13 protein-coding genes and 1 tRNA gene are annotated in these 24,854 nt (G+C 60.0%); 8 read left to right on the plus strand and 6 right to left on the minus strand.

The features are described from left to right. Window positions 1-172 precede the first annotated feature (172 nt). Window positions 173-4,570, plus strand: a complete 4,398-nt coding sequence (locus OHL18_RS04280; protein ID WP_263373588.1) for a protease pro-enzyme activation domain-containing protein — start codon at window positions 173-175, stop codon at window positions 4,568-4,570. A 118-nt stretch (window positions 4,571-4,688) separates the two neighbouring features. Further along, complete coding sequence (locus OHL18_RS04285; protein WP_263373589.1) at window positions 4,689-7,025, plus strand: Kelch repeat-containing protein; 2,337 nt, start codon at window positions 4,689-4,691, stop codon at window positions 7,023-7,025. 420 nt (window positions 7,026-7,445) lie between these two features. Here OHL18_RS04285 and OHL18_RS04290 read toward each other — a convergent pair whose 3' ends face one another. Next, a complete protein-coding gene (locus OHL18_RS04290; RefSeq protein ID WP_317890459.1) occupies window positions 7,446-8,771 on the minus strand; it encodes an ABC transporter permease in 1,326 nt (441 codons plus the stop codon). Window positions 8,772-9,139: 368 nt separating this feature from the next. On the opposite strand from OHL18_RS04290, the gene OHL18_RS04295 reads away from it, so the two are divergent. Continuing rightward, a tRNA-Ser gene (locus OHL18_RS04295) sits at window positions 9,140-9,229 on the plus strand. 19 nt (window positions 9,230-9,248) lie between these two features. Here OHL18_RS04295 and OHL18_RS23210 read toward each other — a convergent pair. Further along, on the minus strand, window positions 9,249-9,407 hold the full coding sequence (locus OHL18_RS23210) for a tyrosine-type recombinase/integrase (RefSeq protein ID WP_396273886.1): 159 nt from the start codon (window positions 9,405-9,407) through the stop codon (window positions 9,249-9,251). A 243-nt stretch (window positions 9,408-9,650) separates the two neighbouring features. Here OHL18_RS23210 and OHL18_RS04305 point away from each other — a divergent pair, with 243 nt between their 5' ends. Beyond that, complete coding sequence (locus tag OHL18_RS04305; protein ID WP_263373591.1) at window positions 9,651-11,627, plus strand: TPR end-of-group domain-containing protein; 1,977 nt, start codon at window positions 9,651-9,653, stop codon at window positions 11,625-11,627. A 585-nt stretch (window positions 11,628-12,212) separates the two neighbouring features. After that, on the plus strand, window positions 12,213-13,001 hold the full coding sequence (locus tag OHL18_RS04310) for an EAL and HDOD domain-containing protein (RefSeq protein WP_263373592.1): 789 nt from the start codon (window positions 12,213-12,215) through the stop codon (window positions 12,999-13,001). Window positions 13,002-13,078: 77 nt separating this feature from the next. Here OHL18_RS04310 and OHL18_RS23215 read toward each other — a convergent pair whose 3' ends face one another. From OHL18_RS23215 to OHL18_RS04330, 4 genes are all read right to left on the minus strand, one after another. Then, window positions 13,079-13,846, minus strand: a complete 768-nt coding sequence (locus OHL18_RS23215; protein WP_396274227.1) for a copper homeostasis protein CutC — start codon at window positions 13,844-13,846, stop codon at window positions 13,079-13,081. 138 nt (window positions 13,847-13,984) lie between these two features. Next, a complete protein-coding gene (locus tag OHL18_RS04320) occupies window positions 13,985-17,398 on the minus strand; it encodes a TonB-dependent receptor (RefSeq protein ID WP_263373594.1) in 3,414 nt (1,137 codons plus the stop codon). Window positions 17,399-17,664: 266 nt separating this feature from the next. Further along, complete coding sequence (locus OHL18_RS04325; protein WP_263373595.1) at window positions 17,665-19,077, minus strand: sensor histidine kinase; 1,413 nt, start codon at window positions 19,075-19,077, stop codon at window positions 17,665-17,667. Then, a complete protein-coding gene (locus tag OHL18_RS04330; RefSeq protein WP_263373596.1) occupies window positions 19,074-19,748 on the minus strand; it encodes a response regulator transcription factor in 675 nt (224 codons plus the stop codon). The genes OHL18_RS04325 and OHL18_RS04330 overlap by 4 nt, the downstream gene beginning before the upstream one ends. A 203-nt stretch (window positions 19,749-19,951) precedes the next feature. On the opposite strand from OHL18_RS04330, the gene OHL18_RS04335 reads away from it, so the two are divergent. The 3 genes from OHL18_RS04335 to OHL18_RS04345 all read left to right on the plus strand — a co-directional run bounded on the left by OHL18_RS04335 (window position 19,952) and on the right by OHL18_RS04345 (window position 24,705). Beyond that, complete coding sequence (locus tag OHL18_RS04335) at window positions 19,952-21,019, plus strand: YncE family protein (protein WP_263373597.1); 1,068 nt, start codon at window positions 19,952-19,954, stop codon at window positions 21,017-21,019. Between the two features lie 198 nt (window positions 21,020-21,217). Next, on the plus strand, window positions 21,218-21,703 hold the full coding sequence (locus tag OHL18_RS04340; RefSeq protein WP_263373598.1) for a hypothetical protein: 486 nt from the start codon (window positions 21,218-21,220) through the stop codon (window positions 21,701-21,703). Between the two features lie 29 nt (window positions 21,704-21,732). Then, window positions 21,733-24,705: a TonB-dependent receptor gene (locus tag OHL18_RS04345; protein ID WP_263373599.1), complete on the plus strand. Its 2,973-nt coding sequence runs from the start codon at window positions 21,733-21,735 to the stop codon at window positions 24,703-24,705. The last annotated feature ends 149 nt before the right edge of the window (window positions 24,706-24,854 follow it).

Below are 24,854 nucleotides of genomic sequence, written 5' to 3' on the forward strand. Positions count from 1 at the left end.
CAGGGAGCCCAGCGACTTTGCGGCTGTATAGCCTCCGCAGATGTATGCGGGTTCCCTGGCAGAGTGCGAATGATCCGTCCGCCCTTCAACCTAAATCGATTTATGTTGATGTTTTTGTGTTGATGTTTCACCCATCATGCAGCGCTGACTCATTCCTCAAAGGATCAACCCTATGAACTTTGTTCCAGTCCGTGTGCGCTCTCTTCGTCTCAGTCTGATTGCGGTGCTTCTTGCGGCGTCCACCCTTGCGCCATCGAATGCCCTCTTCGCCCAAAACGATCGCGCTGCCTCCGTCGTGCACGATCGCGTACGAGGGCCGGTAACGAACGAGCGTACTGCGCTGAAAGGACAGACGCGTCCGATGGGTCGAGGTGCCGTGGATCTCGGCGAAGTGCCCGCCTCGATGTCGACTGGCCGGATGGTGCTGTGGCTGCGCCGAAGTGCCGAGCAGCAGGCCCAGCTGAGCCAATTCCTGAGCCATGCGCAAGATCCCGCGGCGGCTGGATATCGTCACTGGATGACGCCGGCGAGTTACGGCGCGACCTACGGCATCTCGGACAACGATCTGGCGGCGGTGCAGCAATGGCTGCAGGCCAGCGGGCTGAAGGTGGAGAAGGTCTCCTCAGCGCGCAACGCGATCCTCTTCTCCGGCACCGCCGGATCTCTGGCGAGCGCCTTCCACACCAGCATCCATAGCTATAGCGTCGGCCAGCAGAAGCATTACTCGAACGCGACGGACCCTGAAGTCCCGGCCGCGCTGGCGCCGGTCATCGCCGGCGTCTCCCCGATGAACGACTTTCACGCCAGGCCGATGCACGTGCTGGGCGCGCCCGCTCGCTACGACGCCGCGTCTGGCCGCCTGCAACCCGAGATCACGGTTCCCGAGGCAAATGGGAACGCCCTGTTCGTCACTCCCGCGGATGCGTCCATCATCTACGACACACCCAACAAGAACTTCAATCCCGCGGCGACGCAGACGTTCGATGGAACCGGAGTGACGATCGGAATTCTGGGGTACTCGGCGCTCGCGGTGGCGGATGTTCAGAACTACCGCACGGCGTTTCTTCCTGCCGGAGCGGCGAGCAACCTGCCGCAGCAGATCCTCGATGGAGGCATAGACCCGGGCGTCCTCTATGGGAACAATGCGGTCGAGGCGCTGCTCGACGTCGAAATCGCAGGGGGTCTCGCGCCGGGCGCCGCGATCCGGTACTACTATGCCGCTTCGGACGACCTGTCCGACGGTCTTATCCTGGCCGGTCTGCACGCGCTTGAAGAGAATAGAGTCAACATACTCAGTGCGAGCTACGGTACATGCGAGCGCGACTTAGGGCCCGGCGGCAACCTGGCCTGGGCCGAGTTGTGGCAGCAGGCGGCGGCACAGGGAATTACCGTGACGGTGTCCACGGGCGACTCGGGCTCGGCGAGCTGCGATGGGGACACCCCCGATAAGCCGGCGTTGGCCACCCAGGGACTTTCCGTCAGCGGACTCGCTTCCACGCCTTACAACATCGCGGTAGGAGGTACTGACTTCTACCAGTTGCCCGGCAACTTCAAGACGTACGTCAACCCCGCGAGCACAGGGCAATATCCGTACTACGCGACGGCTCTCAGCTACATCCCGGAGAACCCCTGGAACGATTCCTCGTCGGTGGTGGGATATGGCATCGGCCAGAACGAGCCTGTTGGGATGGGGATCAACTTCACCAATATCATCGCGGCCGGTGGTGGTTTGAGCAGCGTGGCCGTATGTCCCGGGACCATCGATGACCAGGGCGGCTGCTCCCAGAGCTTGACGGGCTATGCCCAGCCCGCATTCCAGCTCGGCGCGGGAGGAGCGTTCCAGCAGACCGGCGTTCGATCCATTCCGGATGTATCTCTGCTCTCGTCCAATGGGTTTTACGGAGCGACTTGGGCCTTCTGCGACGACTCGATCACGGATGGTATCGGTGGCAATGCGGTCCATTGCCAAGTGGACTCGAACGGCCACCTGATCGATGGCCAGAATGTAGGCGGGGTCGGAGGCACCTCGGCTTCGACACCTGCTTTCGCCGGCATGCTTGCGGTGATCTCTCAGTCCCAGGGAGGTGCTCGCCTGGGCCAGGCGAATACGGTCCTTTATAACCTTGCGCAGGACTATAACCCCGACCCAAGCAGTCCGGGCAAGTATCAGCAGGCCTTTCACGACGTTGCGATCGGGAACAACTCGGTCTCCTGCGCGGATGGCTCGCAGGACTGCACGACCTTCCCTCCCTCCTGCGATGGCTGCAACTCGGTGAACTTTCTCAGCGGCTATGGTGCCCATCCGTACTATGACATGGCGTCAGGCCTGGGCAGCGTCGATCTCTCGCAGCTCATCAACTTGTGGGGGGCAACCGGCTTCGCCAGCACAAGCAACACTCTTGTCGCTGGCACAGCGAGCGGAGCGCTCTCCACCGCGCCGATCAGCGTGGTGCATGGCACGCCGCTCTATTTCACGACCACAGTGACACCGAGCGGTGCGACAGGGCAGTTCAGTCTGCTCAGCACGAACAACACGAGTGCAGCCAGCTTCTCGGACACAGGAGTGCTGCAGAGCGACAGCACCGGCAATCTCGTCACCAATGATCTGCCCGGCGGCACCTACACCGCTTATGCGTACTACTCCGGCGACACCACCCACACGGGGAGCAAGTCCTCCAACAGCATTAGCGTCACCGTCAGCGCCGAGCCCAGCACGACGCAGCTCTTCTTCGGCGGGTATGACCCGATCACCTTTGTGACCACCGAGGGAGTCAGCACGATGCCGTATGGGATCGGCTCTTACATCAGCGCACAGCCCTATGGAAACAACTCGCAGACTGACGCCAACGGAAACGTGACCGTTGATGGAGTGGCTACGGGCAGCGTGGCCTTCTCGAGCAATGGAACAACACTGTCAGCCGCGATCAATAGTCTTGGGGTCGCTCAGATCTCAGCCACCTCGTTCTCGCCGGGAACCTACACCTATCAGGCAAGTTATGCGGGTGACGCGAGCTTCGCACCGAGCAAGAGCGCGCCACAGACGTTGACGATCACCAAAGGAATTACCTCGTTCACGGTGAGCCCTAACGCCATCACCGCGACACCGGTCGACCCGCCATTGACCTTGATCGCCCTTCTACAAACCGACAGCATCGCGCAGTATCCGACAGGAAAGGTCACCGCAACCGTCAACGGCCATACCTATCCTCCGAGCTTCAATAACGAGAGCCAGGGGAACGGGGCAGAGGCGATTCAATTCACCTTTGAGATCCCGGTGTCTGACCTGGCAGCAGGCTCCAACACGATCAATATCAGCTATGGGGGCGACGCGAACTACCAGGCGTCAAGCGCCGGCGCTACGGTTACGCTTACGGGCGTGACTGGCAGCTTCAGCTTGAGCGGACCGACCCAGCCTCTCGTCCTCGAAGCCTCACAGCAGGGATTGACCACGATCTCGATTACACCGGCAGGTGGCTTTACCGGACAGGTCAACATGGCCTGTACTGTGAGCGCTGCGTCGACAGGACATACGCCCATCTGCCAGGCTTCGGCCACCACTGTCTATGGAAGCTCTGTTGCGACGTCGTCTGTCTCGGTCGCCGCCTTTGCCGACACTCCGGTTGGCAGCTACACCATCACGGTGACTGGAACCAACGGTCAGCAGAGCCAGACCGTGCAGCTTCCACTCCAGGTGACCGCAGGGCCCAGCTTCACGCTCGCGGCCGCAAGCAGTTCACTCACGATCGCCCCGCCGGGACAGTCGGTGACGAACGCTCTTTCTATTACTCCGACCCAATCCTTTACCGGAACGGTACAGCTGGTCTGCACGATCACGCCCACACCCCCCTCGGGCAAGGCCCCTGCCTGCAGCCTGCCCGCGAGCGTGGTCTTAGGCTCGGTTGCGTCGAACGCGATGCTCCAGGTGACGAGCGACAGCACGACGCCGCTGGGTTCCTACAGTGTCGCTGTCACGGCGTTCTCCGGTGTCCTGCAGCAGACACTGACCCTTCCGCTCACTGTGCAGCCTGCCCCTATCGCACCGGCGTTCGGTCTGTCGGCGGCCAGCGGTGCGGTGTCGATCGCAGCTCCCGGCCAGTCGGCGACGGATCTTCTGTCGATCACCCCGACGGGAGGATTTACCGGCACGGTTCAGCTGAGCTGTGTGGTCTCGAGCTCCGCTTCTGAATCTCCGACGTGCTCCGTGCCGGCGACGGCGACGGTCACGGGGACCTCGGCACTGACTGCTACGTTGACCCTGAACACCACGGGCGCCACCGGCGCTCTCGAGCCTGCGGGCAAGCTGTTCGGAAGAGGAGCCGGCGGGGTCGCACTTGGCTGCCTGCTTCTCTTTGTGGTGCCGCGACGGCGGAGATGGGCTCCCCTGCTCGTGCTTGTCTTGACGGCAGGGCTCCTGGGCGTCACGGGCTGCGCTGGTTCCGGAGGCTCAGGCGGCGGGACGCCTGGCAACCCAGGGAACCCGGGCACTCCAGCGGGGAGCTACACGGTTACCGTCACGGCTGCCAGCGGCTCGATCAGCACAACCGCGAGCGTTGTGGTGACCGTGCAGTAGAGCTGCCCGATGCACACTGCCTTCATTGCAATCACCGGACAAGTTGCTAACACCGGACGGTCAGTTTTCTTTGCGAGCCAATTCTTTGCGAGAGGTCATAAACGAGATGAGAAGTGAGATGAGATTCGGTCTATCCAGCCTGTTCGCTGTGGCATCGATGCTTGTGACTGGGTGCGGCTCAGGCGGCAAAGTGGCACCACCTCCACCGGCCGTCACGTACACGATCGGAGGAGCGATTGTGGGCCTCAACGGCGCAGGGCTGGTCTTGCAGGACAATGGCGGCAACAACCTGACGGTGAGCCAGGGAGCCACCAGCTTTAGCTTCGCCACGCCGGTAAGCAGCGGCGGAGCCTATAGCGTGACCGTGCTTACCCAGCCCCTCGATGAGGTCTGCACGGTGTCCAACGGCAGCGGTACGGCTGCGGCCAACGTTGCAAGTGTGAGCATCACCTGCGCACAGCTTTACACCATCGGCGGTACGATCAGCGGACTTACCGGATCGGGACTGGTGCTCCAGAATGAAGGCGGGGACAACCTGACGGTGAACGCAAACTCCACCAGCTTCGTCTTCGCGACTCCGGTTGGCTTGGGCAGCGCCTACAAGGTCACCGTACTGACCCAGCCTACGGGCCAGGTCTGCGCGGTCACCAACGGCAGCGGTTCGGTTGCCGGCAATGTCACCAACGTGAGCGTGGTCTGCTCGCAGTCGTTCACCATCAATGGCGTCATTACGGGACTCGGCAAGGCAGGGCTGGTCCTCGAAGATAACGGCGGCGACAACCTGACGGTGGACGCAAACGCCACTCACTTTACCTTCGCTACTGCCCTCCCCAGCAATAGCGCGTACTCTGTGACGGTGTTTACGCAGCCCGCCGGCGAAAGCTGTGCGGTTTCGAATGGCAGTGGCACGGCTACGGCCAATGTCTCCAGCGTCAATATCGTCTGCGTGGGCGACTGGACGTGGGTCGCTGGCAGCGATGTCCTTGGCTTCAACGGAGGCCAGCCGGGAGTCTATGGCACGCTCGGCACACCGGGTGCGGCCAACATTCCTTCAGGGCGCAATCAATCCGCAAGCTGGACAGACGCTTCGGGCAATCTCTGGCTCTTCGGTGGAAGTGGTTCGGACTCCCAGGGAGCCGATGGAGAGCTCAACGACATGTGGAAGTTTGATCCCAAGCTGGGTACGAGCGGGGAATGGACGTGGGTGACGGGCAGCAATGTGCTTGCCCCTCCGATATCCAGCCAATATGCAGCCGGTCAACCTGGAGTCTACGGAACGCTTGGAACGCCTTCGCCCACAAACGTCCCCGGAGGCCGCGATGAGATGATGCGGTGGACGGATGCTTCGGGAAACCTCTGGCTCTTCGGAGGTGATGGTATCGACTCGGTGGGGAACTATGGATTTCAGAACGATCTCTGGAAGTTTGACCCAACACTCGGGACGAACGGTGAATGGACGTGGATGGGAGGGAACAATGTATCCCGCGACTTCTCGGGTGTTAACGGTGTCTACGGGACGCTGGGCGTCGCCGACCCCGCGAACCTTCCGGGAGGCCGATACGGCGGGGTCACCTGGACCGATGCGTCGGGAAACCTCTGGCTGTTCGGTGGAGAGGGAGCCGACTCAATCAACGGGGACACTTACCTGAACGACCTATGGAAGTACACGCCGGGAGCTAACGCGACGGCGGGGGCATGGACATGGATGGGCGGAACTAGCAGCAATCAAGGCATCGCTCCGGGTATCGTCGTCGGATCCTCGGGAGTTTACGGGACGCTTGGGGTGGCCGATCCCGCGAACTTCCCTGGCGGACGAAGCTATGGCATGAGCTGGATCGATTCGTCCGGCAATGTGTGGCTCTTTGGCGGGCTGGGTAAGGACTCGGTTGGAACGACGGGATTTCTCAACGATCTCTGGATGTTCAATCCAAGACTGGGCTCGATGGGCGAGTGGACGTGGATGGGTGGCAGCAACGTCATTGGGGCCAGCACGAGTCCGTACACCTCGAACGGCGGTGCGCCTGGCGTCTACGGCATACTGGGAACGACAGCGGCTGCCAACACTCCTGGAGCACGGTTTGGCGCGGTGTACTGGATCGATGCGTCGGGCAACTTGTGGCTGTCTGGTGGAATGGGTTACGACTGGGCCGGAACGTACGGAGATCTGAACGATCTCTGGAAGTACACTCCGGGCGCAGAAGGAAATCCGGGAAGCTGGACGTGGATGAGCGGCAGCGAGGCGATTCCGCACGATAGCAACCCGGCAGTTCCAGGGGGATCACCTGGCGTCTACGGGACACTGGGTACGGCAGCTCCCACCAACGCGGTCGGATCACGGCACGGCGCGATGATCTGGACCGATTCGTCAGCAAAGGTCTGGCTCTTCGGCGGAGACGGACGTGACTCACTAGGAACGTCGGGTTATCTCAACGACATGTGGCAGTACCAGCCGTGAGGTAGCAAGAGGTCCTGCAAGGCGGGCGGTCTCTGGAGACGCGTAACGGCGCGTCGAGGGATCGCACGCTTTGATGGCGTCTCAGCAGGGCTGTGCGGGCTGCTGGCGCGGTCGCCGGTAGAAGCGCTGTGGAGTCGATCCGTGGCGCTATACGGCGGCTGGCCATGTCGAGCGAGTCGTCAAGATTGGCTTGAGACAGATCGACGGTGATCCCCGGGAACGGACGGCCGATGAGATGCATTTACCTTGACCAGGACTACTAACAGAAAGTCGGCTCATCGGAATAATCCGCCGAAGCTCTCAATTGAGGAGAACAGACCTAGTCATTGATCTGAAGTGACGGCGCTCTTGAAGACCGATCCCCTGGACGCGCGTCTCGTGTTTTGCGGCGGACGGGAGTCACTCCTCTGTGTGGCGAGGTTACTCGTACTTGAGGGTGTCGACGGGGTTGAGGCGAGCGGCCCGGTTGGCGGGGAGGGTGCCGAAGACGATGCCGACGATCATCGAGGTGGCGAGGGCTACCACGGCGGAGAGCCAGTCTACTGGGATCGCGAAGGGCGTGAAGAAACGGACGGAGAACGGGATCGCAAGGCCGATCAGGGTGCCGACCACGCCTCCGGAAAGTGAGAGGAAGACGGCTTCGGTGAGGAACTGGAGGCGGATCTCACGGCTGGTTGCGCCCAGGGCCTTGCGGATGCCGATCTCTTTGACGCGGGCCTGGACGTTGGCGAGCATGGAGTTCATGATGCCGACGCCGCTGACGATCAGGGTGACTCCTGCAGCGAGGGTGAGAACCAGGGTGAGCATGTTGGCGATCTTGCCCATCAGCTCGAGCACGGGGGTCATCACGAAGGCCTTGTAGACCGACGAGGCGCGGTGGCGGCCCTGGATGATCTTCAGTATCTGGGCGGCGGCGGTGGTTACGGAGCTGGTGCTTTTGGTAGAGAAGAAGATCTCTTTGACGGTGTCGGTGCCGGTGAAGTAGCGGGCAACAGTGTAGGGGATGAGCATGGTCTGCTCGCTGATCTCCGACTGGCCGAAGGTGTTGATGCGCTCGCGGAAGACCCCGATGATGATGAAGGGGATGCCGCGGATGCTGAGGGACTTGCCAACGGCGTTGTCGGCTGAGCCGAAGAGGGTGATGGCGAGGGGTTCGACGAGGACGGCGACCTTGGTGTGGCCCGTGGCGTCCTGCTCGTCGAAGAAGCGGCCGGCGACGACAACGGAGTTGCGGACATCCTTATATTGAGGCGAGACGCCGAGGATCATGACGTTCTTGGTGAGGCCGTCGCCGATGCTGACGTTGTCGTGCTCCTCGAGCATGGGCGAGGCGGCGGCGAGGCCGGGGACCTGCTCCTGAACGGCGAGCATGTCTTCGCGGGTCATGAAGTCGGGGTTGGTGGTGTTGTCGGGGCCGGCGATGCTGCCGCCGGAGTACTGCATCTCGATCATGTTGGGGCCGATGGAGGAGATGAGATTGAGGGCGTACTCCTTGCCGGTGAGGCCGAGGGTAACGACGAGCACGATGGAGGCCGAGCCGATGACCATGCCGAGCATGGTGAGCAGGAAGCGGACCTTGCTGGCCTTGAAGCTGTCGTAGGCGAGCTGGAGGACCTCGCTGAACATCATGGTTTTGCGGGCGCTGGCGAGGGTGCGCTCGAAGGAGCTGCGGCGCATGCGGGCGGCCCGGCCCGACGCTGGGCTGGGTGAGGCGGTCTCGGGAGTGGGGATGTTCGCGGTTGCCATGTTCCTGCTAGAACTTTAGACGCTTTCGAGGGGTTTGTCGGCGCATTGTTTGTGGGTAGTGGGGCTGATGAGCGGTGAGGGATGAAAGATCATGCGCTGAATCAGGGAAGGCATACCACAGGGGCTAGATCCCCGCTTCTTTGGCGAGGCGGGTTGCCACGGCTGAAGCCTTGGCTTACCTGGAAGCAAAGGCAAGGATCACTGTTGACTGGCCCTGTAATTGAAGCGAAAGGCTCTGGCCCAACATGCAACGGCTGTGGCCCATCATATTTGGAAGCAAAGGAGCTGGTCATGGTGCGACATAGTCAGAGCTATATTTTGCGCGGCAGGCTTGGCGGGCGTTGCGTGGTCGACTAGACTTGAGATACGGAAGAGTGGCCGAGTGGTTGATGGCTCCAGTCTTGAAAACTGGCGTACCTGAAAGGGTATCGGGGGTTCGAATCCCTCCTCTTCCGCCACGTATCTCCTCAAGGGCATTCAATAACGTCTAACATCGCGTATTTGCTTTGAGGTAGAGAGCCTATTTGCATGGCCGAGAAGCGTGGCAAGTTCGTAGAGATCGCCCCCGTTTTGTATGGACCAAGATGCAAAGGCGTGACGCAGATCGTGGATCTCGACGCGATGAGCCGGTTCCATAACTATTCTTTTGGCAACATCCTCTAGATGGCACGACAGAGGCCAACCGCAATCCGCGTGGGTAGTCTGCGACGATCCAACCCCGGAGATCGTTGCGCTACACTAACAGTCCGACTGGTGCAAGACATCGGTCAGGCGACGAAGAGTAGACGGTGGCGTGTCAAGCGCAGCCAAATCGGCAGAACCGCAGTATGATGCTCCTCGCAGAAGAGAAACTCCCCTGAGGCATCGATTGAGAGCGCCATGTTGACCCCCGATCCAGATTCGAAAGTGGCCGATCTCAATCCAGACAACATTGGCTTGATACGGGCTCACCTGCAAGAGGTGATTTCGAGCTCTACATTTGCTGGCGGCAAGCGCGCGCAGGATTTCCTGCGGCTCGTTGTAGAGCACTCTCTGGCCGGCCGTATCGACAACCTGCGCGAACGGATGATCGGGGCCGAGATGTTCGGTCGACCCATCGACTATGACACGGCAAACGACGCTGTGGTCCGGGTCAAGGCCACGGAGGTCCGGCGGAAGCTGGCTCAGTACTACCTCCAATCCAAAGAGCCTCGGACGATCCGGATCGAGCTTCCGTCCGGAACCTATGTGCCAACTTTTTACTGGGAGTCTCGCAAGGAGCCGCAGAAGCTGGATGAAGTGCCAGTTCCTCAGCCATCTCCTCCGGCCGCAGAGCTGCTCGCCATCTCGGAGGAGTCACCTGGGGAACAAGCTCCGGCACATATCCATATCAATGCCAGGCCGACACACCGCTCCCGACACCTTTTAGCCGGTCTCCTGACTGGCCTCGCGCTGACTTTGATCGCGGTCTACGTCGTGATCCATATGCGCTCCTCGGGGTTCCTCTCCAAAGGAGAGATTCACTCTATCGCGGTCCTACCTCTTCAAAATCTCTCCGGCGATGCCCATCAGGATTACTTCTCTGATGGCATGACGGAGGAGCTGATCGCTGATCTGGGCCAGATCTCAGCATTGAGTGTTATCTCCAGAACATCGGCGATGAGCTATAAGAATACGAAAAAGACACTGCCGGAGATCGCCCACGAACTCGGTGTCGATGCAGTTGTGGAAGGATCCGTACTCCGCGAAGGCAATCGGGTGAGGATCACGGCCCAGTTGATCGATGCCAAGACCGATCGTCATATTTGGGCACGAAATTACGTACGTGATCTGACGAGCGTCCTGGCATTGCAGGGCGAGATGGCGCAAGCGATCGCCGACGAGATCAGCATCAATGTCACGCCTCAGGAGCAGGCGAGACTCGCCCGCGCCCGCAGGATCGAACCCGCAGCCCAGGATGACTACCTGTTGGCTGTGGAACGCTTGAATAGTGGTGACCCAAAAGACGCTATCGGATACCTCCAGCGGGCGATCGGCGAGGACCCGAATTATGCACAGGCCCATGCCGCTCTGGCCAACAGCTATGGATGGATGGGCGAGGCGGGTTGGATGCCCTATGCGGAGGCCTTTTCTCACCAAAAGGCCGAGGCCCTCAAGGCGATCGAACTCGACGATGCTCTTCCGGCGGGGCACGTTGAACTTGCAAACGCCGCGATGAATCTCGATTGGGATTGGAACACCCAGGAGAAGGAGCTCAAGCGGGCGCTTGAACTCAATCCCAACTCTGCGCCAGTTCTTTGGGCATATTCCAATCATCAGGAGCGGTTAGGTCGTCTCGAAGACGCAATTGCCGAGTCTAAACTGGCCTTGCAGCTTGATCCTGTCTCCAGCCGTGCCTTCATAGACTCCGCATTTAGCTATTACTTCGCCCGCCAGTACGACGAGGCGCTCGCCCAGATGCATCGAGCGTCCACGCTGCCACAGTCGCCGCTTGAGGCTCCGTTTCCTCTCGGAGATATCTACGCCGAGAAAGGTATGTACAACGAGGCGATTCTACAGTTCCAGAAACTGGGTCCGGCTCCCCACGCTCTCGGACATATGGGCAACGTCTACGCGCGGATGGGAAGATCGGCAGAGGCTCTGGAGATCATCTCGAAGCTGCAGGATAGCGTCCGGCAGACCGGCGTTGGCAGATACGAGATAGCGCTCGTGTACGCCGGCCTTGGCAAGAAAGATGAGGCGTTCTCTGCTTTGGAGAGTTCTCTCGCGACGCGAGACAAGGGGCTTACCTACCTCAAGATCGATCCATGCCTCGATCCGTTACGCTCGGACCCGCGCTTCCAAAGCTTTCTGCATCGCGTAGGACTTCCATCCTAAGGGCTGATCTTCACCATCGATAGCGGCAACGCTGCCGGCAGTCCGGGAAGCCCAGATCTCCGTAACCGAAGGCACGATTGACCCGGCCCGCGGCCACGCGGACACCTCTGCATCCTGATTTCAAGACGCCACGAGCCGCAAACCTTCCTCTCAGCACCGCAAACTCCCCCATTCGGGGCATGGCAACGGCTTTATTTTGAACAGCTTGATGTTTTCCTGGAAACATACAGTTTCGAACATTCCCGGTAAACCGAAGACCATGATCCTATCGAAGAAGACCATGATCCTATCGAACCAGTCTCTTCAATCGCCGACGGCAGGGCATATGGACCGCAGATGAATGATGAGGGGGACAGGTGGGCAGGAGGATGCGCTCTTCGGATGGCCGCCTACCTCCGGTTCCTCAGGGGGGGCCTCCCCGGGGAAGTTCCGCCGGCTCAGTACAGACTGCATCGGGCTCGATACAACGCGAGAGCGGAGGCTTGGCACACAGCTACTCGAAAGGCGGAGACGAATGAGGGAAATCTTCCTAGGACCAGCCCCGGCAATTGTCGATGGGATCGCCTCCAGAGCTGCCGGCATGGGTTGGACGTTCGTGTTCACGGCACCGCTCGCAAGACGACGGACGTGGGCCTCATGAACACCCTCAATGTGCAATCCCGACGGTCTCACCTTTCCGCGCCGGTCAAAACCGCGGCGTATTGGGCTGAAGAGCAGTTCGGGCACTCTCACGAGAAAGCTCTCCCCTCCTTTGTTGCTCTTCAAGCCCTCTTCAGTCGCGACGGAGGGGTCTTCGGGTACGAAGTCCTGCACCGTTCGGGACGGGAGAATCGCTTCACCGGCGACGCCGATCATGCGACGCAGTCCATCATGAAAAACTGGAGCTTTCCGGAGCTGCACAAGCTCGCCGACGGGCGCCCAATCTTCTTGAACTGTCCGCGTCAGGTGCTGGTGGCTGGTCTCCTGGAACGCCTCGCAACTCCGGTTGTCATCGAAGTTCTCGAGACCGTCGAACCCGACGAAGAGGTCATCGCCGCATGCCGGCATCTCAAGTCTCTTGGCTATCAGATTGCGCTGGACGATTTTCAACTTAACTGCCGGATTGGGGCACTCGTGGATCTGGCCGATTACATTAAGGTTGACTTCCGCCTCTCAGACAGCCAGGCACGCAGACAGATCCTGGATTACCTGGGAGGCAGGCCGGTTCGCCTCATCGCGGAAAAGATCGAGACGGTAGACGAATACGAAGTTGCGCTTCATGAAGGATTCGAGATCGTCCAGGGGTATCACACAGCACGGCCGGTCATGTACTCCAAGGGCCTCAGGCAGGCGACGGGCTGCACTCAAATCCCGGAACTGTTCTGCTCGACTTGATTGACCCTGGTCCGTGGATAGGGCTGCATTTCATGGATGTCAAAGGTTGCATCAGGCCAGGGCGCTTCACGATGGCACTACTCTCCCGAGCGCGAAAGCTCAGCTCCTGCCAATGCGTCCAAAGCGGTGCGCAACTTCACGACATCGTCAATCAGAACAACTTTGCGCGAGTAGTCATCCGTGGCCGACATGCCCAGATGAAGAGACTCAGGCCGATGCGCCATCAGACTTCCAACCTCTTGCCGCACCGCTGCATGGAATTGACTTGCACCTGTGTTCGAAGCAATCTCCTGAACACTTTCGGCTCTCACTCCGCCGCAGACCATAATATCTATCCTGCCCCTGGACTTCCGGACCATACGTTCTATGCGGGGAGCTCCCAGCAAAGCGCTCTGAGCGCTGCCCGAGGTCAAGAGCCGATCCGCGCCGCTTTGAATGACATCCTCCAGGGCGGCGTCCGCATTGCGCGCCATATCGATGGCCCGATGAAACGTAACTTCCATCGGTCGAGCCAGATCGACCAACTTCCGCGTTCTTTCCAGATCGATATCGCCGCTCCGGGTCAGAAGACCAAAGACCACCCCGTCAGCATCGCTCTCGGCAGCCTGGAGGATGTCCTCGCGCATGACTTCAAGCTCCTCCTCGGAGTACAGGAAGTCGCCTCCGCGCGGTCGAATCATTACGTAGAGTCCAATGTTGACGGCCTTCCGTACGGCGCGGATCAAGCCGATGCTTGGGGTAAGCCCAGCTTCCGAGAGTGCGCTGCACAACTCCACTCGCTGTGCACCCCCACGTTGCGCCGCAATCGCCGACTCCACTGAATCAACACAGATCTCTAGTTGCATGCCTGCCCGGTCGCGGTATTCCACTCATGGCCGGGCCTCCGCTGAGAAGATTCTGGTCAGCGAAGGCCCGGCTGTTTGAAGAGTTGAGGTTGAACATTCACAGCGAAGCCGAAGATAAAAGAGCTCGGCCGGCAGTAGCTAGAATGCGTATTTTGCGGAGAACTGGAACCGCCGCTCCTGGGACCGGATCTGTTCCTGACTCGCGATCTGGCCAAAGGTGCTGTCTGTGATGACCGTGTCCGGATTTCCGTAGCTCACAATGTTGAACGCATTGAACGCATCGAAGCGGAAGCCCAACGACTGCTCCTTGTAGACACGGAAGTCTTTGAAGGCGGACATATCTACGTTCAGATATCCGGGGCCCCGCACGCTTCCATTCTTCGAATTTCCAAATACGTTGTTTGCCGGAGCACCGAAGGCACAGACTCCATTGTCGACGCCAGCCGTGAGGCAGGGCGTTGCCGAAGCATCAGTGCCGAACCAGTTATTGATGCTCCGATTGACGACCTTCAGTTTGCGAAGCTGGTTTACCCGAGCCGCGCCGTAGCTGTTGGAATTGTTTGAAGAGCCAGTGATTTCGGCACCGTTGGTCTGGCCCGTAGTGACGGTCTCCGGGAAGCCCGTGTATCCAACCCCAGCGACACCAATCTTCCACCCGCCGATAGCCTCATCCAGCAATCGGTTCGCTCCAGAGAGGAATCTCTTTCCAGTGCCGACAGGGAGTGCATAGACACCGGTACCCGAGACGTTGTGTTTTACATCGTATCCGGCTGGACCGTAGTCCGCGGAGCTGTCGTAGTAGTTCTGGAACGCGCCGCTATATCCGTTCACGTTCAACCCATAGTTTCCAAGGCTATTGGTCATGGCCTTGCCGTAGGTGTAGTTCAGGGTGAACTCCAACCCTTGCGTGGCACGCTGACGCAGGACCGCCTGCAGCGCGTTGTAGTTCATCATGGCACGCGACTCCGTGATGAGCAGGGAGTTCGAGCCTACGCCAAGCGCGCCGGCCGAACCATTGATGCCGAGATACTGGTTGTTGTAGTACGGAGCGGAGGTGGGATCGCCATTGACCTTGTACTGGTTGAGGTTGCCGTAGTCCTCGATGTGCTGCCCCTGTTCGCCGACGTAACCTACCTGTAGCGAAGTGGTACGAGTCAGGGCATACTCCGTGGTCAGGCTCCATTCCTGGACATAGGCGGGTTGAATATTCTGCGGATAGACGTCATAGGTGCCGGCGCTCGACGTCGTACCCCCAGTGAAGCCCTGTTCCGCGGTGCGAGCTACCGTGACTGCGCCAACCTGTGGCGAGTTCACCGAGACGTTTACCGCAGAGAGGAACGGTGTCACCGAAGTAAGACGCTGATTGGATGAGTTGCCTTCGTAGAAGCTGGTTGCGCCGTAACCGCCGCGCACGACGAGGCGATCGTTGACCTGGTAGGCAAATCCAATTCGCGGCATGATCTGCCGGTAATTGGATTTGTAACAGCCCTTGGTCGGGCAGACGCCTGATCCGGCAGGTGCGCCAACTGGCACATGGTCGGCATACTGCGGCTGACCGGTTGCCACATCGATGTTTCCTTGTCTGTTCCCCGACTCAATCCATGGCTGATCGAACTCATAACGCAACCCGATGTTGAAGGTCAGGTTTGGGCGGAACTTGAAGTCATCGTTGATGTAACCCGCTGCACGCCACTGGCGCTGACCTACGTTGCTGCTGGTAAGCGTGGCCTGTGCCGACTGCACACGATCAAGGACAAAGTCCGCTGCACCATAGCCACCGCTGCCGGCCCCGTTGCTGGTAAAAGCGCCAGTGTAGTTCAGGTTGCCGAGGTATCCGCTATTGTTGCTGGTCGGATAGTTCTGCTGATAGCGAAGCGCCTGCACACCCATGCTCAGATAGTGCAGACCGTGTTGCCAGGTGAGGTTGTCGATGTAGCTATAGGTGTTGTCGATGATCGTGCCGTTGTTCAGTGCCTGGTTCCCGACACTGGTCGCGCCCCCGCTTATGATCTGCCCGGTAAAGCCGTTATAAGCCTGATCCGTGAAGCCGATGCCAACCTTCGAATCTCCCGATGTACCAAAAGTTCCCGTTGGATCGCTGGGCAGGCCAACGTTCCAGTCAGTCCGCGTGAAGCCCAGACGGGCCGAATTGACGATCGCCGGCGAGAAGATGTGCACCCAGTTGCCGCCGATGATCTTCGTGGGATAGAGGTTCACCCCGGGAAAGGTTATCGCCAGCACCGCCGCAGTTCCGTCGTACGCCGTGGACATGGAGTAGAAGGCTGTAAGCTTATCGTTCTTGCCCGGGTCGTACTCCACCTTGATATCGCCCTGGTTGTTGGCCTTGAAGGTCCGGGCCGTGCCTTGGTAGTTGTTGGCGATGATGCCATCGGTTGGTGTTGCATTCGGAAGCGGATAGATCGCCGTATTGGCGAACAGATACTTTGCGACTGGGTTGTTGATGGGAACACCAAGGTTTCCTGCGTAGGGTGCGAAGTTGTTCTCTGGGTCATAAAGCTGGATCGGATTGGAACCGGACAGCAGAGCTGAGAAATCTCCATTCCGCATCGCCGCGGAGAGCACGCTCACAGACTGCACGCCGCCCTTGTGATAACGCGCTCCGAGGTAGTCAACGAAGAAAAACAGCTTGTCATGCAAGATCGGACCACCGAACGAACCGCCGAACTGCGACTGCGAGAAGGGATTGATTGGAATCCCCTGATTGTTGTTGGTCCAGGAGTTGGCGTTGATCCGGTAGTCCTGGACGTAGCCGTAGGCCGAACCATGAAACCTGTTTGTGCCGCTCTTGAGAACGCTGACGATGCCGCCGCCATTGACGTTGCCGTAGTCGGCGGGTGAGTTGGCCGTCAGCACCTTGATCTCTTCGAGCGCTTCGGGTGCCGGGCTGTAGGAGATGACATTGTTGAACGTCTCGTTCATGTCGATGCCATCGAGCGTGTAGTTGTTCGATTGCGCACGGTTCCCGTTCACGTTGGGGGTGTCCTGCCACGACGTACTCCGCTCAATGCTGGTCGTTCCGCTGGTGCCCGCAGTGTTGACAGCGCCGGGAAGATACAGTGTGAGCGCCGAGAAATCCAGCCCGTTCAGTGGAACATTCTGGATCGCATTCGCCGTGAAGGTGGTGCCAAGGGTGGCGTCGTTCGTGTTCAGGATCGGGGCTGCAGCCTCGGAGACTTCGACCGTCGAGGATGAGCTTCCCACAGCCAGCTTCACATTCAGATTGGCTGTCTGCAGAACTTCCAGGTCGAATGCCGGAAGCGAAGTTCTGCTGAAGCCATCCGCTTCGACGGCGACGCTATACCGGCCGATTGGGAGAAACTCAATTCGATAAAATCCGCTGCCGTTCGTGGTCGTGCTGGAGTCCACTCCAGTCCCGATACTATGGGCGGTCACATGGGCCCCGGCGACGACGGCCCCGCTAGGGTCCGTCACGGTTCCGGTGATCGCACCCGTTACGGTCTGTGCCTGGGCGAGTTGCGCTGTCGATAGAAGGGCAACGGTGATTCCTAAGAACATCCTGAGAAGTTTCATTTTCATCTTGTCCTCTCTCAACTCTTCCGGCTTGTGTCGATCAGATTTGGGTGCGGGGGCGCTGCCTCTCCCTAACGGAGAGTTGTTTCGTAGCTCAAATGGAGTCACGGGTTAGCTCATCGAGGAGCCGGCGCGGTCAGCCAAGAGAAACGGATGCCCTTACGGGCAAACAGCAGATTTTTACTTGGTGTTGATGAAAGTTAGCACGAAACGAGCAAGCGTTGCAAAATTTTGCTTGATTTATCGCGTTATGAGCATCCTAGAGGTCAGGCGACCTGGATTGCATCTGAAGCGGGGATGGATTGGAAGCGGACCTGGAAGACAGTGCCGCTTGTCTTGCCGGGCTCTACGTGGATGGTGGCGTCGTGGGCCAGGGTGATCCACTTTGCGATGGCGAGGCCGAGGCCGTTGCCGCCCTCGGAGCGGTTGCGTGAGGCGTCGATGCGATAGAAGCGGTCGAAGATGCGGGGCATCTCCTCCTGAGGGATGCCGACCCCGGTGTCGCGCACTTCAAGGATGTGGGCGGTGCCAGAGGCGCGGAGTTCGATGGCGATGCTGCCGTGTTCGCCGGTGTACTTGATTGCGTTGTCGAGCAGGATGGTGACGAGGCGGCGGATGAGCGAGGCGTCGCCGAGGATCCAGAGGTCGTCTTCTGAAGATACGGTGAGTTGCTGGTGCTTCATCTCCGTGCGGGCGAGCAGATGGCCGCAGACTTCCTGGATGACGTCGCTGAGATCGACGGGGCGGCGCTCGATCTGTTGCTGAGGGGTGTCGGCGCGGGCGGCGGCGAGGAGGTCGTCGAGCAGAGCGGCGGTGGACTGGCACTCTTCCATGATGGTCTGTAGAGAGTCTCGGTACTCCTGGTTGGAGCGTGGGCGGCTAAGAGCAAGTTGCGTGGTTGCGAGCATGACGGTGATGGTGGTGCGGAGGTCGTGGGAGACGTCGCTGGTGAGCTGGGTGAGGCCCTTGACGGCGCGCTCGAGGCGTTCGAGAAGCTCGTTCCATGCTTCGGCTAGGCGTTGCAGCTCATCGCCGGTCGCTCCGATGGGAAGGCGGCGATGAAGGTCGTGGATGCCGAGGGTGCGGGCGGCGCGGGTGATGCGGTCTACGGGTTCGAGGGCGCGATGGCTGAGCATGAAGCCGCCGGCGATGGCGGCGAGGAGCATGAGTGGAAGGAAGATCAGGTAGGAGGTCTCGACCATCTTGAGGATGTCGTAGTGCTCGTCCATGACGCCGGCCATGGTGAGGCGGACGGGATAGCCTTCTAGGTCGGCGATGTGCTGCAGGGTGCGGAAAGTGTGTCTGTCCAGGTGAACGATGTTGAAGCAGGGATCTTTGCAGGCGTCGCCTGTCCAGGGGATGCGGCCTCCGCCGTTGGGGCTCATGTAGATGGGCGTGCCGTCGAGTCTTGAGACTTCGAGGAGGTCGGTGTCGGGGCTGACGAGCATGAAGTGATGCAGTTGCACGGCTAGCGGCGTGCCGGGTGCGAGGAATGGCTCTTCCTTGATGAAGTGAATCATGCGGGTCTCGCGTCGCTGCATGGTCTGCTCGCGGGAGCTTGCGAGAGCGTGGCTGAGGTAGATGTAGGAGAAGATGCCGAGGGCGCTCATCCAGACCATGCTGAGCAGCACGTACCAGAGGCAGAGACGGACTCGGAGCGAGCGGAGGTTGAGGCTCATTCGGCGATGCTCAGGTGATAGCCCTGCGCGCGTACAGTGCGAATGGGGCTGGGCGCACCGGGCTGGCGGATCTTGCTGCGCAAGCTGTGCATGTGGAAGTCGACGGTGTTGTCGCTGACGTCGGTCTCGAATCCCCAGGCGGCTTCGATGAGTTCAGCGCGCGAGACGACCTGGGTCGCGCGGCGCATCAGCAGATCCAGCAAGGCGAACTCCTTGCGGGTGAGCGGAACTTCGCGGTCGCCGCGGCGCGCGACCTTCTGGCTGCGGTCGAGCAGGAGGTCGCCGACCTGTATCTGGTCCAGCATCGGGACCTGGCCGCGACGGCCCATGGCGCGCACGCGGGCGAGCAGGACTTCAAGCTGGAAGGGCTTGGTCATGTAGTCGTCGGCGCCTGAGTCCAGGCCGCGGACGACATCGGGCATGGCGTCGCGCGCGGTGAGCATGAGGATGGGAACATCGCACTTCGCCTGGCGTGCGTGCTTGACGATGCTGAGGCCGTCTTTGCCGGGAAGCATGACGTCGAGGACGATGACGTCGAAGTACTGGCTTGTGATGAGTTCCAGACCTTCGTCTCCGCGATGGGAGACGAAGACGCTGTGGCCATCTTCGAGGAGGCCCTGCTTCAGGATGTGGGCTATGCGCTTGTCGTCTTCGACTACCAGAAGCTTCATAAACCCTCACAGGCCAGCCATGTGAACAGTCTGCACGTCGTTTGTGAATTCTCTGTGACCTGCTTCGATCCCTAAGGCTCGCCTAAGGCAGCAGGGTTTGAATAGGGTCATCGGGATTGCCAGTGTGCGCTTCGCTTTTATAAGGAGCGCCTTCGTGGAATTGGCCGCGGGCTTCCGACACCTCTGTTTGAAGGATGGACGACATGATTTTTTCAGCACGGATGCGCAAGAGCTTCGCACATACTGCAATCGCCTTGACGACCGCAATGCTTGGGTTCGCAGTGGCTGTAGATGCAACGGCGCAGCAAGGGCCGCTGACGCAGATTCATGCGACCGCGCTGCCTGAGATTACGGGAGATTTCGACCACTTTGCCGTGGACATGAAGCGTAGTCACCTCTTCGTTTCGGCTGAGGTGCATCATTCCGTTGAGATGTTCGACCTGCACACGGGTGAGCATCTGCAGAGTATTCCAGGATTCAAGACGCCGCACTCGCTTGCGTTCGCTCCGGAAAAGGACGAGTTGCTGGTGGCCGATGGCGGCGACTCTTCGCTGATCGTGATTGCGGCGACGGACTTCCATCGCATCGACCGCATCCAGTTGATCGACGGCTCGGCGACGGGCAAGGGCGACTCGCCGGATGCAGCGTATTACGACGCGACGAAGCGGCTTTGGTACATCGGCAACGGCGGCGTCTCGGCGAATCTGCCGGACTCAACGATCTCGATCTTCTCGGTGGATGAGAGCAAGCTGCTGGATGCGAACTTCAGCGTGCCCGGCAACAACGTGGAGAGCATGGGTGTGGATGATGTGCACCATCGGCTGTATGTGAACATCCGCGACAAGTCTGAGATTGGGGTCTACGACCTCGATACCCAGAAGCTTATTACGACGTGGACCACGCCGGGGCTGAACCGCAATACGGCGCTGGCGGTGGATGTGAAGAATCAGCGTGTCTTTGTCGCGGGGCGCAAGCCGGGGATGTTCTATGTCTTCGATCAGGATGGCAAGGTCGTGAGCCAGTTGCCGTGCGCGGACAACAACGACGACATGACCTACGATGTTGCCTCGAAGCGGATCTATGTGAGCGGCACGCAAGGTTTGAGCATCTTCCACCAGGATGCTGCGGACAAGTACACGGAGATTCTGAGGCTGCCGACGAACGGGGCGAAGACGTCGTTGCTGGTGCCTTCGCTGAAGCAGTTTTATGCGGTCCATCCGAAGAACGTGATCGACGATGCTGGGTTGCTGGTTTATCGGGTGAACCCATAGGAGTTCGAGGGCGCGTGAAAGATCGCGTACCTCAGGGGCCAGAGGCCCATTGCAGATAACGCTCTTACGGCACGGCTGAAGCCGTGCCCTTAAGCAAGACCGGATCCACAAGCGAGATCGGGTCTCTAAGCAAGGCCGGGGACTTCAACAAGTTCTTAGACGTTCCGTTTCTAACAGCACAAGAAAAGAGGATTCGCTATGTTTGCAGCACACAGCATTGCAGTGATCGCCCTGTTGGGCGGTATGTTCCAGCAGCCTTCCCCGCTGCCCGCGAACTACATCCACGTAGATGCACCTGCGGCAGCTCGCCTTATCGCAGAAGAGAAGGCCAAGCATAGCGAGATCAAGAAGCTGGGTCTTCATGCAGTGCCTCCTGCGGCGACCGACAACGTCATCATCGCCAGCGATACGCCGAGCAAGGTGGGTAAGAAGTCTTCGCCCGGCGATCTCGAGAAGCTGGCGCAGCACAAGGCGATCGCGGTGCGCATTGAGAAGGAAGGCATCTACGATCTGCTGCTGCCGATTACGGACGTGCATGGCGGCGACATCGATGGCGGCTTCGTGGTGATGGAGGTCCCGTTCGATAAGGCAGCCAGCGAGGCCGACGCACTGAAGATCGGCGTACAGATTCGCGATGAGATCCAGGCCCAGATCAAGAGTAAAGACGCTCTCTACCAGCCGTAAACCGGCGCATTCCTGAAAGGAGTTCCACGATGAAACGCATCTATCTCGCTCTGCTGCTCCTGTGCTCGGTCACGGTGTTTGCCCAGACCGATCGCGCAACGATTACGGGAACTGTGACCGACAGCACGGGCGGCCGTGTGGCCGCTGTCGACATCACTGTTACCTCGTCCGCCACTGGAACCGAGATCCACAGCAAGACCAACGGCTCGGGCGTATACACGGTGTCCTCGCTGGCGACGGGGACTTACAAGGTCACCTTTGATGGGGCCGGGTTCAGCAGGCGCGAGGTGAAGGACCTGCGGCTGGATGTTGGCGAGACGCGCAGCTTGTCGGTTTCGCTGGATGTCGCGGGGGTTGCGACGACCGTGGAGGTTACTCCGGCTGATGGCGGTCTTTCAAAGTCGTCGGCTGAGATTGGCGGTGTCGTTCATGGCTCGCAGGCAACGGAGATTCCGCTGAACGGCCGCAACTACGTAGGGCTGGTGGCGCTGGTGCCGGGCGCGATCGACTCCGGCACGGGAACACAGGACCAGGTGCGCTTCGGCGGACTCTCGGACGAAGATAACAACTGGCACCTCGATGGTATCGACAACTCGGGCATCAACCACCAGTATGAGAAGGTGGCTATCCGGCTGCAGCCTTCGACAGAGTCGATTGCGGAGTTTCGCGCCAACAGCGTGGCGTACAGCGCGGACCAAGGTGGAACGCCGGGCGGGCAGATTGAACTCGTATCGAAGAGCGGAGGCAGCAGGTTCCATGCGTCGGCGTGGGAGTTTCTGCGCAATACGTACTTCGACGCGACGCCCTGGAACACCAAGGCTACGGTGCCCACACTTCATCTGAACAACTTCGGCGCTAACCTTGGCGGCCCGCTGTTGAAGGAGAAGCTGTTCTTCTTCGTGAACTGGGAGTCGCTTCGGCAGTCGCAGAATCTCTCGGTGACGGGCACGGTGCCGAGCGCAAGCTTTCGGGCGGCGGTGCTGGCGAAGTCGCCCGCGCTTGCAACCATCCTGAACGAGTATCCGGTTGGCACCGCCGCGATTGCGGGCAATGCGAACGCCGTAACCTGGTATGGCAACGCGCCTTCGACCGACCGCGAAGACTCCGGCCTGGCGCGAGTGGACTACCGGGTGAATGAGCGCACGAATGCCTTCATTCGCTACGCTACGGACCACTACGCTGTGGTATCGCCCGGTGATTTGACGGGGCTTGGATTTACAACGCTGACGACGCCGAACATCGTGGTTGGCGTGCAGCACACCTTCAGCCCGACGCTGATGAACGATGCGAAGTTCGGCTTCAACCGGGCCGCGTTTACGCAAGGCGAGACGGGCACGCTGCCGTTCTCCGTTGCGGTCACCGGAGCGTTCACCAAGCTCGATGACGCGACGGGTTCGGTGCGTTACGACAACTCCTTCAGCTTCGTCGATGACATGACGCTGGTGCGTGGCCGCAACACGATCAAGGCGGGTGTGACGGTGCGCCGGGTGCAGGAGAATAAAGCGTCGCCGAGTGTGCCGGATGAGATCTACACCTACGCGAGCACGACGAACTTCCTGAACAACCTGATGGACTCGGACTCCTACTCCGGCATTGTGCCGCTGACCGGGCAGCGCAAGACGGCGTACTTTGGCTACGTGCTCGATCAGGTGCAGGTCAATCAAGACCTGACGGTCAATGCGGGCTTGCGGTATGAGTACTTTGGCGTGGACCATGAGGTGCTTGGCCGCGGCATCGTGGTCGATCCGTTGGCCTGCGCGAACGTGATCTGCCCCACGGGTACGGGATGGTACAAGCCGAATGTGCTGGACTTCTCACCGCGCGTGAGCGTGGCTTACTCGCCGACGCGCCTGCATGGCAAGAGTGTTGTGCGTGCCGGGTACGGTATTTACTTTGGCGAAGGACAGTTCGGGAACCTGGGAACGCCGATCGGCAATCTCTCCGACAAGTACACGCTGACGCAGCAGCAGGCGCCGGGGTTGAGCTATCCGACGACGCCGTATCTAGGCGCCGCGGCGACGAGCTTCTCGCCTTCGGGATCGCCGCTGAACCGTAAAGACACGGCGGTTGAAGAGTGGACGATCTCTGTGCAGCAGGAGATTGCAAAGCAGACGATCGCGCAGGTGGCGTACTTTGGGACGCATGCTTCGCATGTCTTCTCGGACGTGACGCTGAATGGCATCAATCCTGCTACGGGCAAGCGACCGTATACGGGGTACTCGACGATCGACTATCGCGGTTCGGCGAACGATGCGAAGACGAACGCGTTGCAGCTTGGGCTGCGACGCGACTTCTCGACGGGGCTTCTGGTCTCGGCGAACTATGAGCTGTCGCACTCGCTGGACAACGGCGGCATCGGTGGCGGCGAAGCGGATATTCCGCAGGACATCAACTGCCACATCTGCGAGTACGCCAATAGCGATCAGGACATGCGGCACTACTTCAGTGCGAGCACGATCTGGAAGCTGCCGGTGGGACGTGGGCATACCTTCCTGGGGAATAGTTCGCGCGTCGCCGACCTGGTGGTGGGTGGGTGGCAGTTGAGCGGCATTGGGACGGCGCGCAGCGGTCTGCCGGTGAACATCACCATCAGCCGGAGCGCGAGCGCTCTCCCTGACCAGTTGAACAAGAACCAGCGGCCTAACCTTGTTCCCGGGGTATCGGTCTATGCGGCGAACAAGACGCCGACTAGCTGGTTCAACCCGGCGGCGTTCTCGGCACCGGCGGCGCAGGTGCATGGCGACCTGGGACGGAACGTGGCGCGTGCTCCGGGGCTGTGGCAGTTCGACACCGGCGTGAACAAGCGCTTTCCGGTGACGGAGCGGCTGGGCATCAACTTCCGCGCGGAGGCCTTCAACCTCTTCAACGTCGCGCACTATGGGACACCGGCGAGCGTCTTTGCGGGCAGCAACTTTGGCGTGATTACGACTCCGTTCAGCAGCAATGCGGTTGGCGTGGGTACGGCGCGGGAGTTGCAGTTTATGTTGCGGGCGGACTTCTAGCTTGCGTGCCTTAGGCTGCGCGGGATTGGATATCCCGCGCAGCCTGGTTCCGTGTGGCTGACTTGCCGAGACTTGGGAGCTTGTTGAAAGAGCTATAGACAGAAAGAGAGCCGTACCTCAGCGGCGAAATCCGCACTGCAAAGAGATCG

The organism is Granulicella aggregans (assembly GCF_025685565.1).
GTDB lineage: Bacteria > Acidobacteriota > Terriglobia > Terriglobales > Acidobacteriaceae > Edaphobacter > Edaphobacter aggregans_B.

Bases quoted from the DNA above. Each gene is read 5' to 3' on its own strand.
- OHL18_RS04330 (WP_263373596.1), bottom strand. From the start codon at position 19,748: ATGAAGCTTCTGGTAGTCGAAGACGACAAGCGCATAGCCCACATCCTG.
- OHL18_RS04290 (WP_317890459.1), bottom strand. From the start codon at position 8,771: ATGGCAACCGCGAACATCCCCACTCCCGAGACCGCCTCACCCAGCCCA.
- OHL18_RS23215 (WP_396274227.1), bottom strand. From the start codon at position 13,846: ATGCAACTAGAGATCTGTGTTGATTCAGTGGAGTCGGCGATTGCGGCG.
- OHL18_RS23210 (WP_396273886.1), bottom strand. From the start codon at position 9,407: ATGGAACCGGCTCATCGCGTCGAGATCCACGATCTGCGTCACGCCTTT.
- OHL18_RS04345 (WP_263373599.1), top strand. From the start codon at position 21,733: ATGAAACGCATCTATCTCGCTCTGCTGCTCCTGTGCTCGGTCACGGTG.
- OHL18_RS04305 (WP_263373591.1), top strand. From the start codon at position 9,651: ATGTTGACCCCCGATCCAGATTCGAAAGTGGCCGATCTCAATCCAGAC.
- OHL18_RS04280 (WP_263373588.1), top strand. From the start codon at position 173: ATGAACTTTGTTCCAGTCCGTGTGCGCTCTCTTCGTCTCAGTCTGATT.
- OHL18_RS04325 (WP_263373595.1), bottom strand. From the start codon at position 19,077: ATGAGCCTCAACCTCCGCTCGCTCCGAGTCCGTCTCTGCCTCTGGTAC.
- OHL18_RS04320 (WP_263373594.1), bottom strand. From the start codon at position 17,398: ATGAAACTTCTCAGGATGTTCTTAGGAATCACCGTTGCCCTTCTATCG.
- OHL18_RS04335 (WP_263373597.1), top strand. From the start codon at position 19,952: ATGATTTTTTCAGCACGGATGCGCAAGAGCTTCGCACATACTGCAATC.
- OHL18_RS04285 (WP_263373589.1), top strand. From the start codon at position 4,689: ATGAGATTCGGTCTATCCAGCCTGTTCGCTGTGGCATCGATGCTTGTG.
- OHL18_RS04340 (WP_263373598.1), top strand. From the start codon at position 21,218: ATGTTTGCAGCACACAGCATTGCAGTGATCGCCCTGTTGGGCGGTATG.